The following is a 16,371-nucleotide window of genomic DNA, read 5'->3' as shown; positions in this document are numbered from 1 at the left end:
ACATATTGCTATATTTTGACCCAGCCCTTCCGGTGGGCATAAATCGCCAATTGCGTACGGTCCTCCAGCTCGCACTTCATCAGCAGATTGCTGACATGGGTTTTGACCGTCTTGATGCTGATATGCAGCTCTTCGCCGATCTCTTTGTTGCTCTTGCCTTCGGCAATCAGGAGCAGCACTTCCTTCTCCCGCTCGGTAAGGCCGGATTCATCCCCGTTCACCATATGCCGGCGGATTCCCCTGGTGAGTGCTTCCGAGACGTCTTTGGTCATGACCGGCATGCCCCGGAACGCTCCCTGAAGGGCGTAAATGAGCTCGTCAGCCGAAACCGTCTTAAGCACGTAGCTGACTGCCCCCGCTTCAATGCACTCGACCACAAGCTCGTCTTCGAGAAAGCTGGTCAGAATCACGATCTTCTGATCCGGGAATTCGGACATAACCGCGCGCGTGGTCTCCGCCCCGTTCATCACCGGCATCATCAGGTCCATTAGAATGAGATCCGGGCGGTCAGCCTCTTCCCCGTTTCTCAGCATATCGACGACCTCTTGGCCATTCGCTGCTTCTCCGATCACTTCAAACCCTGGATCCAACGATAAATATGTTTTTAACCCCATGCGAACCATATCATGATCATCAGCCAGCAATATCCGAATCGTACCCATAATGATTGTTGTCCCCTCTCTATTCCACTGGCTCTGCCAGCACTTCCTCATCCTGGTTCTCTTCCGCCGCCGCTCCGGTATTGCCCTCGGCCTCAAATAACGGAATATTCACTCGTACCGTCGTTCCTGCGCCCTTCTTGCTTATAATATCGACCTGTCCGCCAAGCTTTTCGGCCCGTTCGCGCATCGTCGACAGCCCGTACGAACCCTGCTTGCCTGCCACCTCGTCAAAGCCGACACCGTCATCGCTGATGCTTAAAATCACGCGTTTCTGGTCCTCGCGAAGCGACATGCTGACAAGGCCCGCACCGGCATGCTTCACGATATTAGCCACCGCTTCCTGGATGATCAGGAAGAGCTGATGCTCAATCGCATCCGACACCCCGCCGTAGAGCTCGACATCCTTCATGCCCTTCAGGCCGTTTTGGCGGCAGTAATCCGGAAACCACCGTTCCAGTGCTTCTTCAAGGGTTCTGCCTTCCAGCTCCACGGGCCGAAGCTGCGCTATCAGCGCCCGCATCTGCTTCTGCGCCACATGGGACATCTCGATCAACTGGCCGAGCACTTTGTCGCCCTGCTCCGGGTTTCGCTTCAGTACCGCCGGAAGGGATGAAGCCGACATATGGATCGCGAACAGCTGCTGACTGACCGTATCGTGCAGATCCCTTGCCATCCGGCGCCGTTCCTCGAGGACCGCGGCTTCCGCGGCAATCTCCTTCTCAATGACATCCTGCTCGCCGAGGCGCTGCAGCAGCTTCATTTTCTTCTCCAGCGCTTCCGTCATCCCGTTAAACTCATCGTACACTCTGGCAAAAGACCCGTCTTCCATGGCAGGCAGCCGGACGTTCAGATTTCCTTTGGCAACCTGCAGCATGTTCAGATGAAGCAGATCCAGCGGCCGCTGAATGCGCTGTCCCGCGATGTATCCCGCAATCCCCGTAAACAGAAGTACACCGACTGTGTAATACACCCACAGCCGGTTATCTTCAATATGTATGTAGCCGGATTGGTTTGCTGTGTACAGGAAAACAGCAACCCCGGCTCCGATCAACAGAAAATAAAACAATATCACCCATTTGGTATTTTTCAATATCCCCATCATAACGATTAACCTACCCTATTCACTTTGACGTCACCGATAAATACGCTCACGGTAATTCGAATTTTCTTGCCCGCTTCCCTGTAATGCGGGCTTTCCAGGCCGGCATTGCTCATAAAGCCGCTCCGCGACTCCTCCAGCACCTTCATATCGCCGATGAAGGAATTGGTCGTGACATGAATGCCGACGTCCGAATCGTTCGGAACGAACACCTTGACATCCCCGATAAACGCCGAGATGTTGATTTTCGTTTCGCCGTAAGGGATTTGAGCTTTGGTCAGGTCCAGTACCGTATCGCCGATGAACTGCGAAATATTCGTCGGCTTCAGCTGGAAATAATCCTTCCCCATGTGCACGTCCCCGATAAAAGAGGACTTGTTCACCGTATCATGGCTATGCCAGGATTGGTGATGATGATGTTGATGGTGTTCATCCTTATATTCCGATCCGTCGCCGTAGCTTTTGCCGTTATCGTCAAAATCCACATGAACCCTGAACTTGCTGCGATCCGGACGTTCCTGGCGCGGGCGCTCATGCTGCTGTCCCTGCCAGCGGTACCCTTTGCTTGAATCGTGCGAGTCTCTTGATTCGAACTCCGACTCTTTATAAGCCTTGTCTGGCTTACCGAATCTTCGCTCGAATTCTTCGTCCAGAGAGGATTCCAGCGGACGCGCTTCAGGCGGCTCCGGGATATCGTAATCGTCCCGACGATGCGAGCCGAAATCATCCGGACTTGGCGGCGATGGCGGCGGCGTATGATCCTTCGGTTTGAAAATAACCTGCAATCCGTACCCGATCAGGACGACCGGAATCGCGTATTTGATCAAATCGCCGAAAGAGAAATGGACCATGTCCAGATTTCTTCCGAGAAAGTACGATCCGATGACGATCGGTACGATCGAACCCCACAATGCTCCGCCACGGGCATAAATCAAGCTTTGCAGTCCGAACCAGATGATGAACACCGGCCAAAAGGTCGAGAATATATAACCAAGGTCCACATGTATAATATCGAGCTGATTAAGAAGAAACACCACACCAATGCCGATGAGCAGCAATCCGTTGCTAAGCTGGCTCCATCCTTTTCTACTCATGGTCATCCCCTAACCTTCCAGTTCTATTTTTTCTTAATTACAGTGTACAACATATTGCGATGAACGGGTTAGCGGCGGTGGAATGAAGTTCATCTCAGTCTCGAGACCGAGTCCCTGGATATAAATGGGTATCAGTCCATAATAAAAGACCTCCGCTTTAAGCGAAGGTCTTATTGCTGCACGAACGGGCGTTGACATCTACACCTTAACGGTTTGCAGAATGGTCCCCTGGTGTGTTCAGATCGCCAAACTCAGCGTCAAACTTCTCGTTCGGTTTTTTGTAGTTCTCCTGTACTTTGGAGTTCCCTTTTGGGTTGCTGGCGATGCTGGTCTCTTCAGCAAACTCAGCGTTAAACTTTTCGTTAGGTGTTTTAAAGTTCTCTTGCACTTTGTTCTTTTTAGCCACAATATTCACCTCCCTGTTCATTTGCGATACCATCATCCTCTTCAGGGGTTTGGCCCCCGAAAAGTAGTATGTGATGAACAGGGTGTCATTATTCTTAAATGTTTACTGCCAAAGACGCGCAGCAAAATCCCTAAATGGCTTCCTCCAGCACGGATGATGGCAGGAAACGATAGGTCTCAATCGCGTCCTCCAAGGTTCTCAGCATGGCTTCCGTGCATTTGCCGCTTCCGGTTTTGATGACCTGCACCTCAACGTCCTTTTTCCCCCACTCCTTAAACACCTGCTTGGTGGTGGAGAAATAGAGGTCAATCTTCCGGCCCTTGATGGCTGACCCGATATCCGCTACGATCCCATACCCATAGCCGGGAATATAGAGAATGCTGCCGAGCGGAAATACATCAGGATCCGCGGCAATCGTAGACAGCGTATTTCGATCCCGCTTGACCTTCACTCCGGAGTAGGTGATTCCATACTGGGGATGTCCCGGCTTCTTCCCGGTCGACTCGTAACCTGCCGTGTATCCCGTAGCGGTTACCTTCACCGTATGCAGCACCTGATCCTCCCTCGGGGCAAGCACCGGCATGGACTCGCGTTTCTTGCCGGGCTCACTGGTCTTCGGCCCCGTACTTGGAACCTCCAAATATCTATTCATATCACTAAAACCTACCACGCGAAGCGCATAGAAGCGAGACATCTCCACGTAATCGGAGCCTTGTATTTCCTCTGACGGTTCATACACATTTCGGGTGTCCGTCGATTCGTAGGATTCGCTTAGAATCAAATTGCGGGCCTCTACTGCCGTAGAGCCTGCGCTGAACAAGATGGCTGATAAAATAAAACCAGCAAAAAACCTCTGCCATGTTTTCCATTGGATCATGTGAATACCTCCCCCTTACTAGCGAGGGTTCCCACTTCTCGAATAGAATATACGTCATGGCAGAGGTCTGCATGTTTCCTCGGTTACTTATCTTTTACGGCTAAACTAAACCACATGGGTGTTAATTTCTTCACGCAGCTTGAGGATGATTTCGTCCAGCGGCTGGGCTCCGATGTCCCCTTCGCCGCGCTTGCGGACGGAAACCGCTCCGGCACTTTTCTCATTCTCGCCAACGATGAACATGTATGGAATCTTCTCGAGCTGTGCTTCGCGAATCTTGTAGCCCAGCTTCTCGTTGCGAAGATCCGGCTCTACGGAAATACCGGCGAATTGAAGCTTCTCGGCCACTTCCTTGGCGTAGTCTTCAAAGGCGTTGGATACCGGAATGACTTTGACCTGTACCGGGGAAAGCCACAACGGCAGCGCCCCTGCAAAATTCTCAAGCAAGAAGGCCGTAAAGCGTTCCATGGTGCCCAGAATCCCGCGGTGGATTACGACAGGACGGTGCTTCTGGCCATCGTCGCCGACATATTCCAGCTCAAAGCGCTCAGGCAGCAGGAAGTCGAGCTGAACGGTGGACAGCGTTTCTTCCTTGCCTAGTGCCGTGCGGATCTGAACGTCAAGCTTCGGTCCGTAGAAGGCAGCTTCGCCTTCCGCTTCATAGAACGGCATGTCCAGGCTCTCCACTACTTCACGCAGCATGCGCTGGGACATTTCCCACATTTCGTCGTTCTGGAAGTACTTCTCGGTATCCTGCGGATCCCGGTAAGACAGACGGAAGCGATAGTCGTGAATGCCGAAATCCTTGTAGACCGTCATGATCAGCTGAATGACCCGGGCAAACTCTTCCTTGATCTGATCCGGACGGCAGAAAATATGCGAGTCGTTCAGCGTCATCGCGCGCACGCGATGCAAGCCGGTCAGTGCGCCGGACATCTCGTAGCGGTGCTGCATGCCAAGCTCCGCAATGCGGATCGGCAGATCCCGGTAGCTGTGCATATCGCTCTTATATACCATCATATGGTGAGGGCAGTTCATCGGACGCAGAACAAGCTCCTCGTTGTCCATTTCCATTTTCGGGAACATGTCCTCCTGATAGTGCTCCCAGTGACCGGAGGTTTTGTACAGCTCCACGTTTCCGAGTACAGGGGTGTACACGTGCTGGTAACCCAGGCGTTCCTCCATGTCCACGATATAACGCTCCAGGGTACGACGCAGCTTCGCGCCGTTAGGCAGCCAGATCGGCAAGCCTTGTCCAACGAGCTGAGAGAACGTAAACATTTGCAATTCCTTGCCCAGTTTGCGATGGTCGCGCTTTTTGGCTTCCTCCAGCAGGCGAAGATGCTCGTCGAGCTGCGCTTTTTTCACAAACGCCGTACCGTAAACACGCTGAAGCATTTTGTTCTTGCTGTCGCCGCGCCAGTATGCGCCTGCCACGTTCATCAGCTTGAACACCTTGATTTTGCCGGTTGAAGGGACGTGCGGTCCACGGCAAAGGTCGAAGAATTCGCCCTGCTCGTAAATCGTGATGATGCTGTCCTCCGGAAGCGCGTTGATCAGCTCCAGCTTGTATGGATCCCCAAGCTCGCCGAAAATGCGCAGCGCTTCCGCACGGCTCACTTCCTTGCGGACGATCGGGAGGTTCTCGCCGATAATGCGTTCCATTTCCTTCTCGATCTTCTGCAGATCCTCCGGATTCAAAGGCTCTTCCAGGTCCATGTCGTAATAGAAGCCGTCTTCGATGACCGGCCCTACGCCAAGCTTGACTTCTTTCTGTCCATACAAACGCTTGGTTGCCTGAGCCAGCAAATGCGCTGTACTGTGGCGCATCACCTCAAGCCCTTCGGGCGTATCCTGCGTTACGATTTCGATCAGCGCTCCGTCCTGAAGCGGCGTGGATAAATCCACGACGATCCCGTCCATTTTTCCCGCAACGGCATTCTTTCTCAGTCCGCTGCTGATCGACGCAGCCACATCCTCGATATTGCTGCCAGCCTCATACTCCCGTACGGAGCCGTCAGGCAGTTTAATGCTAATAGCCACCTTGCATTCCTCCCCAAAAAAGTTTTCACGTTTCTTCCATATATGAAGGACGCGTTAGTCTCCCCGTGAAGCAAGGCCTTGGGCTGTTCACAAGCATGCCTGAACTTCAGCGAAGGATACCGGAACATGCAAAAAACACCCGTCCCGCGAAGGGACGAGTGTTATACCCGTGGTTCCACCCTAATTCGATCTCTCCAACCTCTTATGTACCCGGTACATAATCGATTAAGATCCTTCATCAGCATTGAGTAACGGTCATGAACCGGTGAAGCCTACTCATCCGCATTCTTGATGACTTGCGGGTTCGACGACACAGCTACAAAGGGGTGAATCAATGGCGAACCGGAGGAAATTGCAGCCGAGGTTTCCTCTCTCTGAGCGGTCGGATCCGGATTGATTCATGTCTTTGTCAAAGCTTTTACGTGAATTTATCAGTAATTATAATCCTAACCGCTTCGGTGCGTCAAGTCATCATTCGTCCGCTTCCAAGAAGCGCGCTGCATTCTGGACAGCTGCAGCATACTTCGGCCCGGTTATCAAAGATATGGGCTAATGTGGCGATGACGGGAAGCTCCGGCTGTCTTGTGTGGATAATCATGCGGGCCGGAGATACCGAAATCAGCGTGCTGACGACCATATCCTCAATCTCCATCTCCTGATCCAGCCTTTCCATAACCAGTCCGTCGTCACGAGGGCGTTCGATCGGGCGAAGATTGCCGTCCAGCAGCAAAAAGTCCTCTCCCCCTTTATGAATGACGTGTACCAGCGGCATTTTGGGCTCCTGAAAATAAACGAAATATTTCAGCAGGCTTACGAACTCCTCATACTGCTGATCAAGCATGAACTCATCCACCGCGTACTCGGCCATCTCGCGAAGCTCCTGTTCATAGGACCGAAGCCGGAAGGTCATGAAACCGTCCAGATTGAGCTCCGGCGCCTCATTAAGGCATTGATATATGCCTTCGGACAGCTTGCGTTTGCGGCTCTGCCAGAAATCTCCGGTCGGGCCGTCTTCTTTTTGCAGGAGCATCAAAAACCACTGCAAGATCCGCCCTGCTTCTTCCTCATCATCAAACTCGAATTCCGCGAACATTAACCGTGCAGCAATCTCCTGCTCCTTCTCCTCCAGAATATAAGCCGTGACTGCTTCGGCAGCAAGCCGGCGCAGCGTGTCAGCCGATGCGGTCCACGAAGACAGCGGAAGCTTGCCGGAGCACGTCCAAATCACGCGGTCATTCGAAGCGCTGAATGTGAATTTGAGCGGCTTGCACTGTTTATGTAGCTCTTTCTGCTTGTCTGAAAATATGCGGTGGAACGCCTTTTTCTCGTCCTCCGTCCGCGTAACGACAGAAATGCTGAACAGTTCCATGGAATCACTCCTTTCGAGTTCCCTTTTCAGTATATGGGGACCCGCTCGGGGATATACGGAACTCCTGCTTGGAAAAACAAGCAAGTCCCGGCGCGCATATTAAAAATGTTTATCCACGCACATTCCAATGAAAGGCCTGCCGCTCTTAATGTTATTGTTCATTGCGATCTCAGGAAGAATCATGCTTTGGAGTTTATACTTTCTGATATCTAAATAAAAAACGGGCCGAGTCGGCCCGTCTTACGGATTTAGGGTTATAATATGCGATTAGTTCTGCATTACGAAGTCGCGCTCCACGGTGCTGCTATCCTCGAACACCCGAAGGATTTCATACCGGGTGTTGCGCTGAGCCGGAATGTTGCCGGTCTCGCGAATTAATTGAATAATCGATTCAATGTTGACCTTGTACACGGCGCCTGCGGAAGACACCACGTTCTCCTCCATCATCGTGCTGCCGAAGTCGTTGCAGCCGTAGCTGAGCGACAGCTTGCCGACCTCAGGCCCCATCGTTACCCAGGACGATTGCAGGTTCGGCACGTTGTCGATCGCAAGCCGGCCGATGGCTACCGTCTTCAGGTACGCTTCCGGCGTTTCGCGCTCGCGCTTGAGGTTCGTGTTGTCCGGTTGGAAGGTAAACGGAATGAAGGCCAGGAACCCTTTGGAGTCATACCCGTTCTGGATGCATTCATCCTGTGCTTCGCGTACGCGAAGCATGTGCAGCGCCCGTTCCTCCATCGTTTCGCCAAGACCGATGACCATGGTAGCCGTCGTGTTCATGCCGACCTTATGGGCCGTTTGCATGACATCCATCCATTGGCGCCATGTACCTTTCAAACGGCTGACTTTTTTGCGGATGCGATCATCCAGAATCTCCGCACCGCCGCCAGGCAGCGAGTCCAGACCCGCGCTGTGAAGCTCGCGCATTACCTCTTCGAGTGTGAGCCCGGAGATCTCCACCATCTTCATGATTTCCGCCGGGGAGAAGGAATGCATCGTAATGTTGGGAAACCGCTTCTTAATGTTGCGAAGCAGATCCGTATAATAATTGAAAGGCAAATCCGGATTGACTCCACCCTGCATCAAAATTTCAGTGCCATTAACGTCCTCGGTTTCCTGAATCTTCTGGAAGATCGTCTCATCCGGCAGAACATAGCCCTCGGAAGAGCCGGGTCTGCGATAAAAAGCACAGAAACGGCAGAATACATCACATATGTTGGTGTAGTTGATATTCCGGCCGATAACAAACGTCGTGATGGGATCCGGATGCAGGCGCTTGGTCATCACATCCGCCGCATGGCCAATCTTCTCGATCTCATCACTCTCAAAAAGGGTCACGGTATCTTCCAAATTTAAACGCTCACCGCGTAAAGCTTTATCCAATATACGGTTTACCGCACTCATTCTTGCAGCCTCCCTACTTAAAACAAAATACAAATCACCAGTAAAACTTCATCTATCCCATCCTACCACATTCCGCCATTAAAAACGACATCCCGTCCGTGACAGGATGCCGAATTCTATGATTTGGCAAATCTTCAAATGAGATTATCGCTTCTTAAAAATCTTTAGTTGCTGGCAGAAAAGGCCTGGTCCAAATCGGCAATCAGGTCATCCACATCCTCCAGTCCGACCGAGAAGCGGAGCAAACCGTCGGTAATGCCGCGCTCATGCCGGACCTTCTCGCCCATGGCCGCATGGGACATCATCGCCGGATACGACAGGATGCTCTCCACGGCTCCCAGGCTGACGGCTACCAGCGGCAGCTTCACGCGGTTCAGCACCTGCTTCGCACGCTCGCCTGAGCCGACGTCAAAGGAGATGACCGCGCCGTAACCGCTCGACTGCTTCTCATGGACTTCCCGTCCCGGATGATTCAAGAGGCCAGGGTAATACACTTGCTCAATGTCGCTTCTCCCTTGCAGCCAGGCCGCCAGCTTGGCCGCGCTTTGCTCGGAGTGGGCCATCCGAGTGCTGAGCGTCTTCATGCCCCGCATAAGGAGCCAGGAATCCTGGACCCCAAGCACCGTGCCCAAACCATTTTGCAGCTGTTTCAATTGGTCTCCCAGCTCCTGGGTTCTGGCTACGGCGAGACCTGCCAGCACATCGCTGTGTCCGCCAAGGAATTTGGTTGCGCTGTGGATGACGATATCCACGCCGAACTCGATCGGGCGCTGATAGAACGGCGTCATGAACGTATTGTCCAGCAGGGTAAGCAGGCCTTGCTCCTTTGCCCAATCCGTGACAGCGCCGATGTCGGTAATTTTCAAGGTCGGGTTCGAAGGGGTTTCCATATAAACCGCTTTTGTATTCGGTTTGAGGGCCGCCTTCACCTGATCCAGATCGGTCATGTCGACGAAGGTGCTCTCGATGCCCATACGGCTCAGTATGCTGGTCAGCAGGCGGTAGGTTCCGCCGTATACGTCCTCCGTCACGATCATGTGATCGCCCGCGGACAGCAGCATGAACGAGCTGGAGATCGCCGCCATGCCGGAAGCATAAGCGAAGCCGCGCACGCCTCCTTCCAAGAGGGCGATATAATCTTCCAGCGCCTGCCGCGTCGGATTGCCGGAGCGGCTGTAATCGTGCAGCGGCGGGTTAAAGACGTCTTCATGATGAAACGTCGAGGCTTGATAGATCGGAACGCTTGAGGCGCCGGTTGCCCGGTCGATTTCCCCGCCGAAATGCAATAATTTCGTCTCGAAACGGAGTTCTTCTTCGTGTCCCCGTTTTGCTGATACCTGCTTGGTTTGGGTTTCCAAGCCGGATGGTCCTTTATCGATGCTCATGCTCCCGTGCTCCCTTCCACTTCTGCCATAGCCGCGCCCAGCGCAGCATCCAAATCCGCGATCAGGTCATCCGCATGCTCGATGCCGACCGAGAACCGAAGCAAGCGGTCGTCCACGCCGATCGCTTCCCGAATCTCAAGCGGGATGTCCGCATGGGTCTGGACGGCCGGGTATGTCATCAGGGACTCGACACCTCCGAGGCTTTCTGCGAATGCAATCAGTTTGATGTGCCGCAGCACCGGCTCGACATAGCGGGCGTCCTTCACCTTGAAGGAGAAAATGCCCGTGTTGCCGCTGGATTGGCGATTCTGGATCTCATGCCCCGGATGATCCGGCAGCCCCGGGTAATATACCTCGCCGATCGCCGGGTGGCTTGTCAAAAAGGTTGCCACCGCGGTTGCATTCGATTCGTGTCGGTCCATGCGAAGCGCGAGTGTCTTCATTCCCCTCATTAACTGATAGGAATCGGAAGGACTCAGCACCGCCCCGATGGAGTTATGAAGGAAGGCCATCTCCTCGGATAATTCCTTGCCCTTCGTCACGATAATGCCTGCCAGCACATCGTTATGCCCTCCCAGATACTTGGTGGCGCTATGTATGACGATATCCGCCCCAAGCTCGATGGGTCTCTGGAAATACGGGGTTAGCAGCGTATTATCCACGATGCTGATCAATTGATGGCGTCTTGCCCACGTACAGACGGCTTCGATATCTGTAACCATCATGAGCGGATTCGTCGGCGTTTCGATAAATACGGCCTTCGTGTTCGGTCGTCTGGATCCTTCCAGCGCATCCAAGTCGTTTGTATCCACGTAGGTTGCCGTTACCCCGAACTTGGACATGATCCGCTCCAGCAGCCGATACGTTCCTCCGTACAGATCGAGCGATACGATCAGGTGGTCGCCTTGACCGAACAGCGCAAAAATCGTCTGAAGGGCCGCCATGCCCGAGCTGCAGGCAAAGCCGGCGTCACCGGATTCCAACTCGGCGCAAGCATCCTCGAGCACCGAACGGGTCGGATTCTTGGTGCGGGCATAATCAAACCCCGTGCTCTGGCCTAATTTAGGATGGCGGTATGCCGTAGCCTGATAAATCGGAAAATTCACAGCGCCGGTTACCGGTTCCTGCACCGATCCGATCTGTGCCAGCCGGCTCTCTATATTCAAAGGTTTCTTCTCCATCACAAACTCTCCTCCCGTACGCTTTTATATTTGCGGACCGATGTCATATGGCGTTTCCTGATATACATAGTAATTGAGCCAATTAGTGAATAATAAGTTTGCATGCGCGCGCCATATGGACGGAGGCGTTCTTGTTGGATCATCGTTCGGATAATAGTTGCGAGGCAGCGCGATGTCCATGCCTTTGGCAACGTCCCGGTCATACTCCCATTTCAGGGAGTCCGCATCATACTCGGAATGCCCTGTGGCAAAAATCTGCTTGCCGTCCCGGCTTGATACCAAATAAATCCCTGCTTCCTCGGACTCGGACAAGATAACCAAATCGTCCACGCCTGTTATGTCTTCGCGCCGAACTTCCGTATGACGGGAATGCGGGACAAAGAACATTTCGTCAAATCCGCGGAGCAGCTTGGTACACGCTTCATTGATCGTATGCGGAAACACGCCAAAGCATTTTTCCTCGAGGCTGTATTTCGGCACGCCGTAATGATAATAAAGCCCGGCTTGCGACGCCCAGCAGATATGGAGCGTAGAGGTCACATGCGTCTTGGTCCATTCAAAAATTTCAGTAAGCTCATCCCAGTAATTCACTTCTTCGAACTCCAGCTGCTCGACCGGAGCTCCTGTAATGATCATGCCGTCAAAACGACGGTTCTTCACTTCTTCAAAGGTTTTGTAAAATGATTTCAAATGCTCGGCCGACGTATTCTTCGATACGTGGGAACTCGGGTGAAGAAGGACGACATCCACCTGGAGCGGGGAGTTCCCGATCAATCGCAGCAGCTGGGTCTCTGTCGTTTCCTTGGTTGGCATCAAATTCAGGATCGCAATCCGCAGCGGGCGGATATCCTGATGAAACGCGTGACTCTCATCCATGACAAAAATGTTTTCTCCAGCCAGAACTTCCTTTGCCGGCAGGGCATCCGGAATTTTAATTGGCATCTCGGCTCACTCCTTCGAAATATGAAATGATACATCCATAAAGCTGTGAGAAAGAGCGTTAGACTGTATAAACGCAAGAAGACCTTTCTCGAAGTAGAGAAAGGTCATCATATACGTATCACAATGCGCCTCTCTCATCTGTCAGGCTATACAACGGCTTATACAATCGTCGTATCTCCTGCAAGAATTAGCACCGTGCGATGTTGCCGCCGGTTGCCGGGTTTCATAGGGCTAGTCCCTCCACCTGCTCTTGATAAGATTTCGCTTTATTCAGTTGTTTGGAATTGTTTCGTAATTGATACCTACTTTAAATCATCCTCAATTTTTCGTCAAGAACCTTTTCATGAGTTTGTCACACTTCACCAAAGGTTTCCATACCTTATATCATGGCCCTTGGACTGCTCCGGATTTCACTTGAAAGGTCCTACACCCGGCGTTATACTAGACAAGTGCTGTTTAAAACCGAGTATGAAAGAGGTGACATGGAAGATGGACGGTGACCCGAGCCAGAAACTGGATGCACAAGACGCACAACCGCATAGGATCAAGATCAGCTTACCGGCAGAGGGCAGCGTTATTTTTCATGCGCTTTTTATCGTATTCTAACCTTCCTCGATTTATGCCCGTACACCGGTGGGCTGATATCCTGTGCCTTAACTGCTTGACTTAAGCAGCTTGGATTAGACAAAGGAGTGATATCAGATGAAAATCCGGTTGGTCGATTCGGGCGTATTTACCCCTGTTGATGACATCGAAATGACGCTGACAGCTCCGGCCAGCGGCTTCTACTGGCTGGATGCGGACGTGGATGATTTAGCTGAACTGCAGCCCCTCTTCTCCCTGCATGATCTTGCCGTTGAGGATTGCCTCAGCGAAGAGGAGCAGCGTCCCAAAATTGAAATATACGAGAACCACTATTTTATCGTCGTGAACAGCATCCGGTTTGACGATGAAGAGATTTTCCTTCGGGCATTGAATGTTTTCCTGGGCAGGCATTTTATTATTACGGTGACCAAGCAAAAGATCCACGAGCTTCGCACCGTCAAACCGCTTCTCTGGGAGGATGAAGTCAGCACGCCTGACCGCTTCCTCTATCTCTTGATCGACCTCGTCACGGACAACTACTTCTCCGTAGGGGACCGAATTGAAGCGCGGATTGAAAAGCTGGAGGAAGACATTCTGATGCATACCAAAAAATCCCATCTTAGCGAGATCATCGGTCTGCGAAGCGAGATTCTTTGGTTGAAAAAGGTGCTTGGACCTCAGAAGGAAGTTATCAATACGCTCAACAAAAAAGATCTTCGGCTGATCGATGACCAGCTGCAGAAATACTTTAGCGATATCTATGAAAATGCCGTTAAAATTTCCGAAACGTTCGAGACCTATCGGGATCTCATGGGGAACCTTCGGGAAGCCTACCAATCCAGTATCGCCAATCGGGCCAATGAAATCATGCGCGTGTTTACCGCTATTACAACGATCTTTATTCCATTGACGCTGATTACGGGCATCTACGGCATGAACTTTGAGTATATGCCGGAACTTCATTGGAGATATTCCTATTATGTGGTTATCGGCATCATGGTTTTTGCCGGCGCGCTCATGTTTTATCTGTTCCGTAAAAAGGATTGGATATGAGACACCCTGATCAAAAGGGGAGAGTACTGGCCGGCTCACAGCGGTTCATACGAACTGCCGCAACTAAAACTCAATCTACATGCACGGCGAATTAGCATCAGGACGGATCTCCCGGCAACCAGGAGAATCCGTCCTGACTTCGTTTAAGGCAGATTAACCGGCATTCGCTTTCCCGGGCTGATCCCGCCGAAAGCGGATCCGTATGAGACGAAGGCGCTCATACAGCCTCTCCGTTCCGCCCAGCTCTTCTGCTTCTGCGTTCTCGGCTTGTCCCTGTCCGTATACCCGCTGTAACACAGGTTTAAGAAACGTATCGCCCAATTCTTCAAACGCCTTCCATACGTTTTCCTGCTCCGAAGCCGTCATCGTGTTCAATTCGACCTGGAGCAGTTGCTCCGTATCATAGCCTTCCTTCTCAAGCCCTTCCAATTCCTCGACCAAATCCCGACGCGACAACGAGGTACGCGCTTCAAGCTCGGTCAGCGAAGCGCCCTCGGCTATGCCAATCAGCATCGCACGGCGAGTTCGGAAGCGATCAAGCTCCTGCTGAAATCTCTGTTCCTTCTGTTTATACAGCCAGGACAAGAACTCCTCTTCCGGCAGCTGCGCATCCACCCAATCCAATGGAAACGTTGTGGTTCGCTCGGTTTTCGCTGTGATCTCCAGCCATTCCACCCCATGCTCCGAAGCCTTGCTAACCCCGATTCCCGGAAGCTGCAGCAGCTCTTCCTCACTCTGGGGAACAAAGGCGCTGATCATGCGCAGCACCCGGTTGCTGGCAATGAAATAGGGCGCTTTTCTTCCGGATGCGGCCTTTCTCCTCCGCCAGGCGCACAGCTCCGTGTACAGCTCCTCCGATCCATACAGCTCGCTGTAACACTGCAGCTTCTGAGTGCCGAGATTCTTGCTCCCGGTCTCCCCCGGTTCATGAAATACCCCTTCGATTAGCGGGCGGAAGCCTTCTCCGAGCTTCTTCGCAAGCTGGTGCCGATACACGCACAGCAGCTCATTCCATGAGTTGCCTTCATACCATTCGTCATCGGAAACTTCACCGTCCGGTTCCATATTCCGCCAGCCGAGCCGCCATCCTCCTTCTTCCTCGCCGATCCATACTTGAGCCGAACGGAGATGACCTGACTCATCCGCTCCGCTCATCCGATTCATGAACACAATTTGCATCCCTCGATAACCTCCCGTTTACGCAATCAGTATAAAGGCGGAACAACGCAAAAAAGCACCTCTCCTCCGCACAGCGGCAAGAAAGGTGCTTCCTTCGTTCCATACATTATACTGTTGAAACTATAATACCATAATCTGTAATAGAATCCAATCCATTTTAAACTTGCCTATATAAGAAATCAGGCTAAGCTTGAATGCTCTTGGCTTCATCCACTGCCAGCTTGGCCAATGCCAATGCGCCGCAGAGACCCGCATTATCGCCGAGCATCGGCGGAACGATGAATTGATCGATCCCGTCATGAAGGCTTGGATGCTGAACATATCCTGCCAGCAGCTCTTGAAGCTTCGTGCGGATCAGCGGGAACAGCTGCTCCTGCTTCATCACGCCTCCACCCATCACGATCCGCTGAGGGGACAAGATGAGGACATAATTCATCAGCGCTTGAGCGAGATAATAAGCTTCCATCTCCCAAGCCGGATGATCCGGCGTCAATTCCACGCCGGGAACACCCCAGCGTTTGCCAAGAGACGGTCCCGCAGCAAGCCCCTCCAAACAGTCTGCATGATAAGGACAAGTGCCTTCATATTTGTCTTCCGGATGACGGCGGACGTAAATATGCCCCATCTCCGGATGGGACAAGCCGTGAATCAGTTCGCCGGATACCACGGCGCCTGCCCCTACTCCCGTTCCGATGGTGATATAAAGACAGCTGTCCAGTCCCTGGGCCGCCCCCCACGTATATTCTCCAAGAGCCGCTCCGTTTACGTCCGTATCAAATCCGATCGGAACGTCAAAACGCTCTTCCAATGCTTGGACGATATTGTAATTGCTCCAATGCGGCTTCGGCGTCGTTGTAATGCAGCCATAGGTCGGGCTGCCTTTCACCGGGTCAATCGGTCCGAACGAACCGACTCCGATTGCCTCTATATCTTTATCCGCAAAAAAGTTAAAGACGTTTGCCATGGTTTCTTCAGGCGTTGTCGTCGGAAAGCTCACTCGCTCTACAACCGTTCCATCCTCCGTACCCACGCCACAAACGAACTTGGTTCCTCCTGCTTCAATTGCTCCAAGTAAACTCATGCTTCTTCCATCCT

Annotated in this window: 14 protein-coding genes and 1 riboswitch; of the genes, 1 reads left to right on the top strand and 13 read right to left on the bottom strand. The window is 52.4% G+C overall.

The window, feature by feature from the left end; all coding sequences use genetic code 11:
• Positions 1–8: 8 nt before the first annotated feature.
• The 11 genes from BMX45_RS07090 to metA all read right to left on the bottom strand — a co-directional run bounded on the left by BMX45_RS07090 (position 9) and on the right by metA (position 12,459).
• Entirely contained in the window at positions 9–662 is a 654-nt protein-coding gene (locus BMX45_RS07090) for a response regulator (RefSeq protein WP_009594299.1), read from the bottom strand.
• Between the two features lie 19 nt (positions 663–681).
• Positions 682–1,764 carry a sensor histidine kinase gene (locus tag BMX45_RS07085; RefSeq protein ID WP_090909082.1) on the bottom strand — a complete coding sequence of 361 codons (1,083 nt, stop codon included), beginning with the start codon at positions 1,762–1,764 and terminating at the stop codon, positions 682–684.
• 5 nt (positions 1,765–1,769) lie between these two features.
• Positions 1,770–2,861 (bottom strand): cell wall-active antibiotics response protein LiaF, encoded by a 1,092-nt coding sequence (gene liaF / locus BMX45_RS07080; protein ID WP_090909081.1) that lies wholly within the window; start codon positions 2,859–2,861, stop codon positions 1,770–1,772.
• Between the two features lie 199 nt (positions 2,862–3,060).
• Entirely contained in the window at positions 3,061–3,261 is a 201-nt protein-coding gene (locus BMX45_RS07075) for a hypothetical protein (protein WP_009594314.1), read from the bottom strand.
• A 130-nt stretch (positions 3,262–3,391) separates the two neighbouring features.
• The gene (locus BMX45_RS07070; protein WP_090909080.1) at positions 3,392–4,138 is read right to left on the bottom strand and encodes a 3D domain-containing protein; all 747 of its coding nucleotides are present in this window, start codon (positions 4,136–4,138) and stop codon (positions 3,392–3,394) included.
• A 105-nt stretch (positions 4,139–4,243) separates the two neighbouring features.
• The gene (gene thrS / locus BMX45_RS07065; RefSeq protein ID WP_009594316.1) at positions 4,244–6,181 is read right to left on the bottom strand and encodes a threonine--tRNA ligase; all 1,938 of its coding nucleotides are present in this window, start codon (positions 6,179–6,181) and stop codon (positions 4,244–4,246) included.
• 463 nt (positions 6,182–6,644) lie between these two features.
• Entirely contained in the window at positions 6,645–7,550 is a 906-nt protein-coding gene (locus BMX45_RS07060; protein WP_090909079.1) for a putative sporulation protein YtxC, read from the bottom strand.
• Positions 7,551–7,817: 267 nt separating this feature from the next.
• Positions 7,818–8,951 carry a cyclic dehypoxanthinyl futalosine synthase gene (mqnC, locus tag BMX45_RS07055; protein WP_090909078.1) on the bottom strand — a complete coding sequence of 378 codons (1,134 nt, stop codon included), beginning with the start codon at positions 8,949–8,951 and terminating at the stop codon, positions 7,818–7,820.
• A gap of 164 nt (positions 8,952–9,115) precedes the next feature.
• On the bottom strand, positions 9,116–10,336 hold the full coding sequence (locus BMX45_RS07050) for an aminotransferase class I/II-fold pyridoxal phosphate-dependent enzyme (protein ID WP_254777992.1): 1,221 nt from the start codon (positions 10,334–10,336) through the stop codon (positions 9,116–9,118).
• Entirely contained in the window at positions 10,333–11,517 is a 1,185-nt protein-coding gene (locus tag BMX45_RS07045; protein ID WP_090909077.1) for a PLP-dependent transferase, read from the bottom strand. Before BMX45_RS07045 ends, BMX45_RS07050 begins: the two co-directional genes overlap by 4 nt.
• A 24-nt stretch (positions 11,518–11,541) precedes the next feature.
• Positions 11,542–12,459, bottom strand: a complete 918-nt coding sequence (gene metA / locus BMX45_RS07040) for a homoserine O-acetyltransferase MetA (protein WP_015737127.1) — start codon at positions 12,457–12,459, stop codon at positions 11,542–11,544.
• 131 nt (positions 12,460–12,590) lie between these two features.
• Positions 12,591–12,719: riboswitch (SAM riboswitch) on the bottom strand.
• Positions 12,720–13,161: 442 nt separating this feature from the next.
• Here metA and corA point away from each other — a divergent pair.
• Positions 13,162–14,097: a magnesium/cobalt transporter CorA gene (gene corA, locus BMX45_RS07035; protein WP_009594304.1), complete on the top strand. Its 936-nt coding sequence runs from the start codon at positions 13,162–13,164 to the stop codon at positions 14,095–14,097.
• A 153-nt stretch (positions 14,098–14,250) separates the two neighbouring features.
• Here corA and BMX45_RS07030 read toward each other — a convergent pair whose 3' ends face one another.
• The gene (locus BMX45_RS07030; protein WP_090909076.1) at positions 14,251–15,276 is read right to left on the bottom strand and encodes an HRDC domain-containing protein; all 1,026 of its coding nucleotides are present in this window, start codon (positions 15,274–15,276) and stop codon (positions 14,251–14,253) included.
• 184 nt (positions 15,277–15,460) lie between these two features.
• Positions 15,461–16,357: an ROK family protein gene (locus BMX45_RS07025; RefSeq protein WP_090909075.1), complete on the bottom strand. Its 897-nt coding sequence runs from the start codon at positions 16,355–16,357 to the stop codon at positions 15,461–15,463.
• Positions 16,358–16,371 lie beyond the last annotated feature (14 nt).

Source organism: Paenibacillus sp. cl141a, assembly GCF_900109305.1.
GTDB classification, from domain to species: Bacteria; Bacillota; Bacilli; order Paenibacillales; family Paenibacillaceae; genus Paenibacillus_AQ; species Paenibacillus_AQ lautus_A.
The sequence above is the reverse complement of the archived record's forward strand: the minus strand, read 5'-3'. Positions and strand labels throughout refer to the sequence as shown.

Bases quoted from the DNA above. Each gene is read 5' to 3' on its own strand.
- BMX45_RS07090 (WP_009594299.1), bottom strand. From the start codon at position 662: ATGGGTACGATTCGGATATTGCTGGCTGATGATCATGATATGGTTCGC.
- BMX45_RS07085 (WP_090909082.1), bottom strand. From the start codon at position 1,764: ATGATGGGGATATTGAAAAATACCAAATGGGTGATATTGTTTTATTTT.
- liaF (WP_090909081.1), bottom strand. From the start codon at position 2,861: ATGACCATGAGTAGAAAAGGATGGAGCCAGCTTAGCAACGGATTGCTG.
- BMX45_RS07070 (WP_090909080.1), bottom strand. From the start codon at position 4,138: ATGATCCAATGGAAAACATGGCAGAGGTTTTTTGCTGGTTTTATTTTA.
- BMX45_RS07060 (WP_090909079.1), bottom strand. From the start codon at position 7,550: ATGGAACTGTTCAGCATTTCTGTCGTTACGCGGACGGAGGACGAGAAA.
- mqnC (WP_090909078.1), bottom strand. From the start codon at position 8,951: ATGAGTGCGGTAAACCGTATATTGGATAAAGCTTTACGCGGTGAGCGT.
- BMX45_RS07050 (WP_254777992.1), bottom strand. From the start codon at position 10,336: ATGAGCATCGATAAAGGACCATCCGGCTTGGAAACCCAAACCAAGCAG.
- BMX45_RS07045 (WP_090909077.1), bottom strand. From the start codon at position 11,517: ATGGAGAAGAAACCTTTGAATATAGAGAGCCGGCTGGCACAGATCGGA.
- metA (WP_015737127.1), bottom strand. From the start codon at position 12,459: ATGCCAATTAAAATTCCGGATGCCCTGCCGGCAAAGGAAGTTCTGGCT.
- corA (WP_009594304.1), top strand. From the start codon at position 13,162: ATGAAAATCCGGTTGGTCGATTCGGGCGTATTTACCCCTGTTGATGAC.
- BMX45_RS07030 (WP_090909076.1), bottom strand. From the start codon at position 15,276: ATGCAAATTGTGTTCATGAATCGGATGAGCGGAGCGGATGAGTCAGGT.
- BMX45_RS07025 (WP_090909075.1), bottom strand. From the start codon at position 16,357: ATGAGTTTACTTGGAGCAATTGAAGCAGGAGGAACCAAGTTCGTTTGT.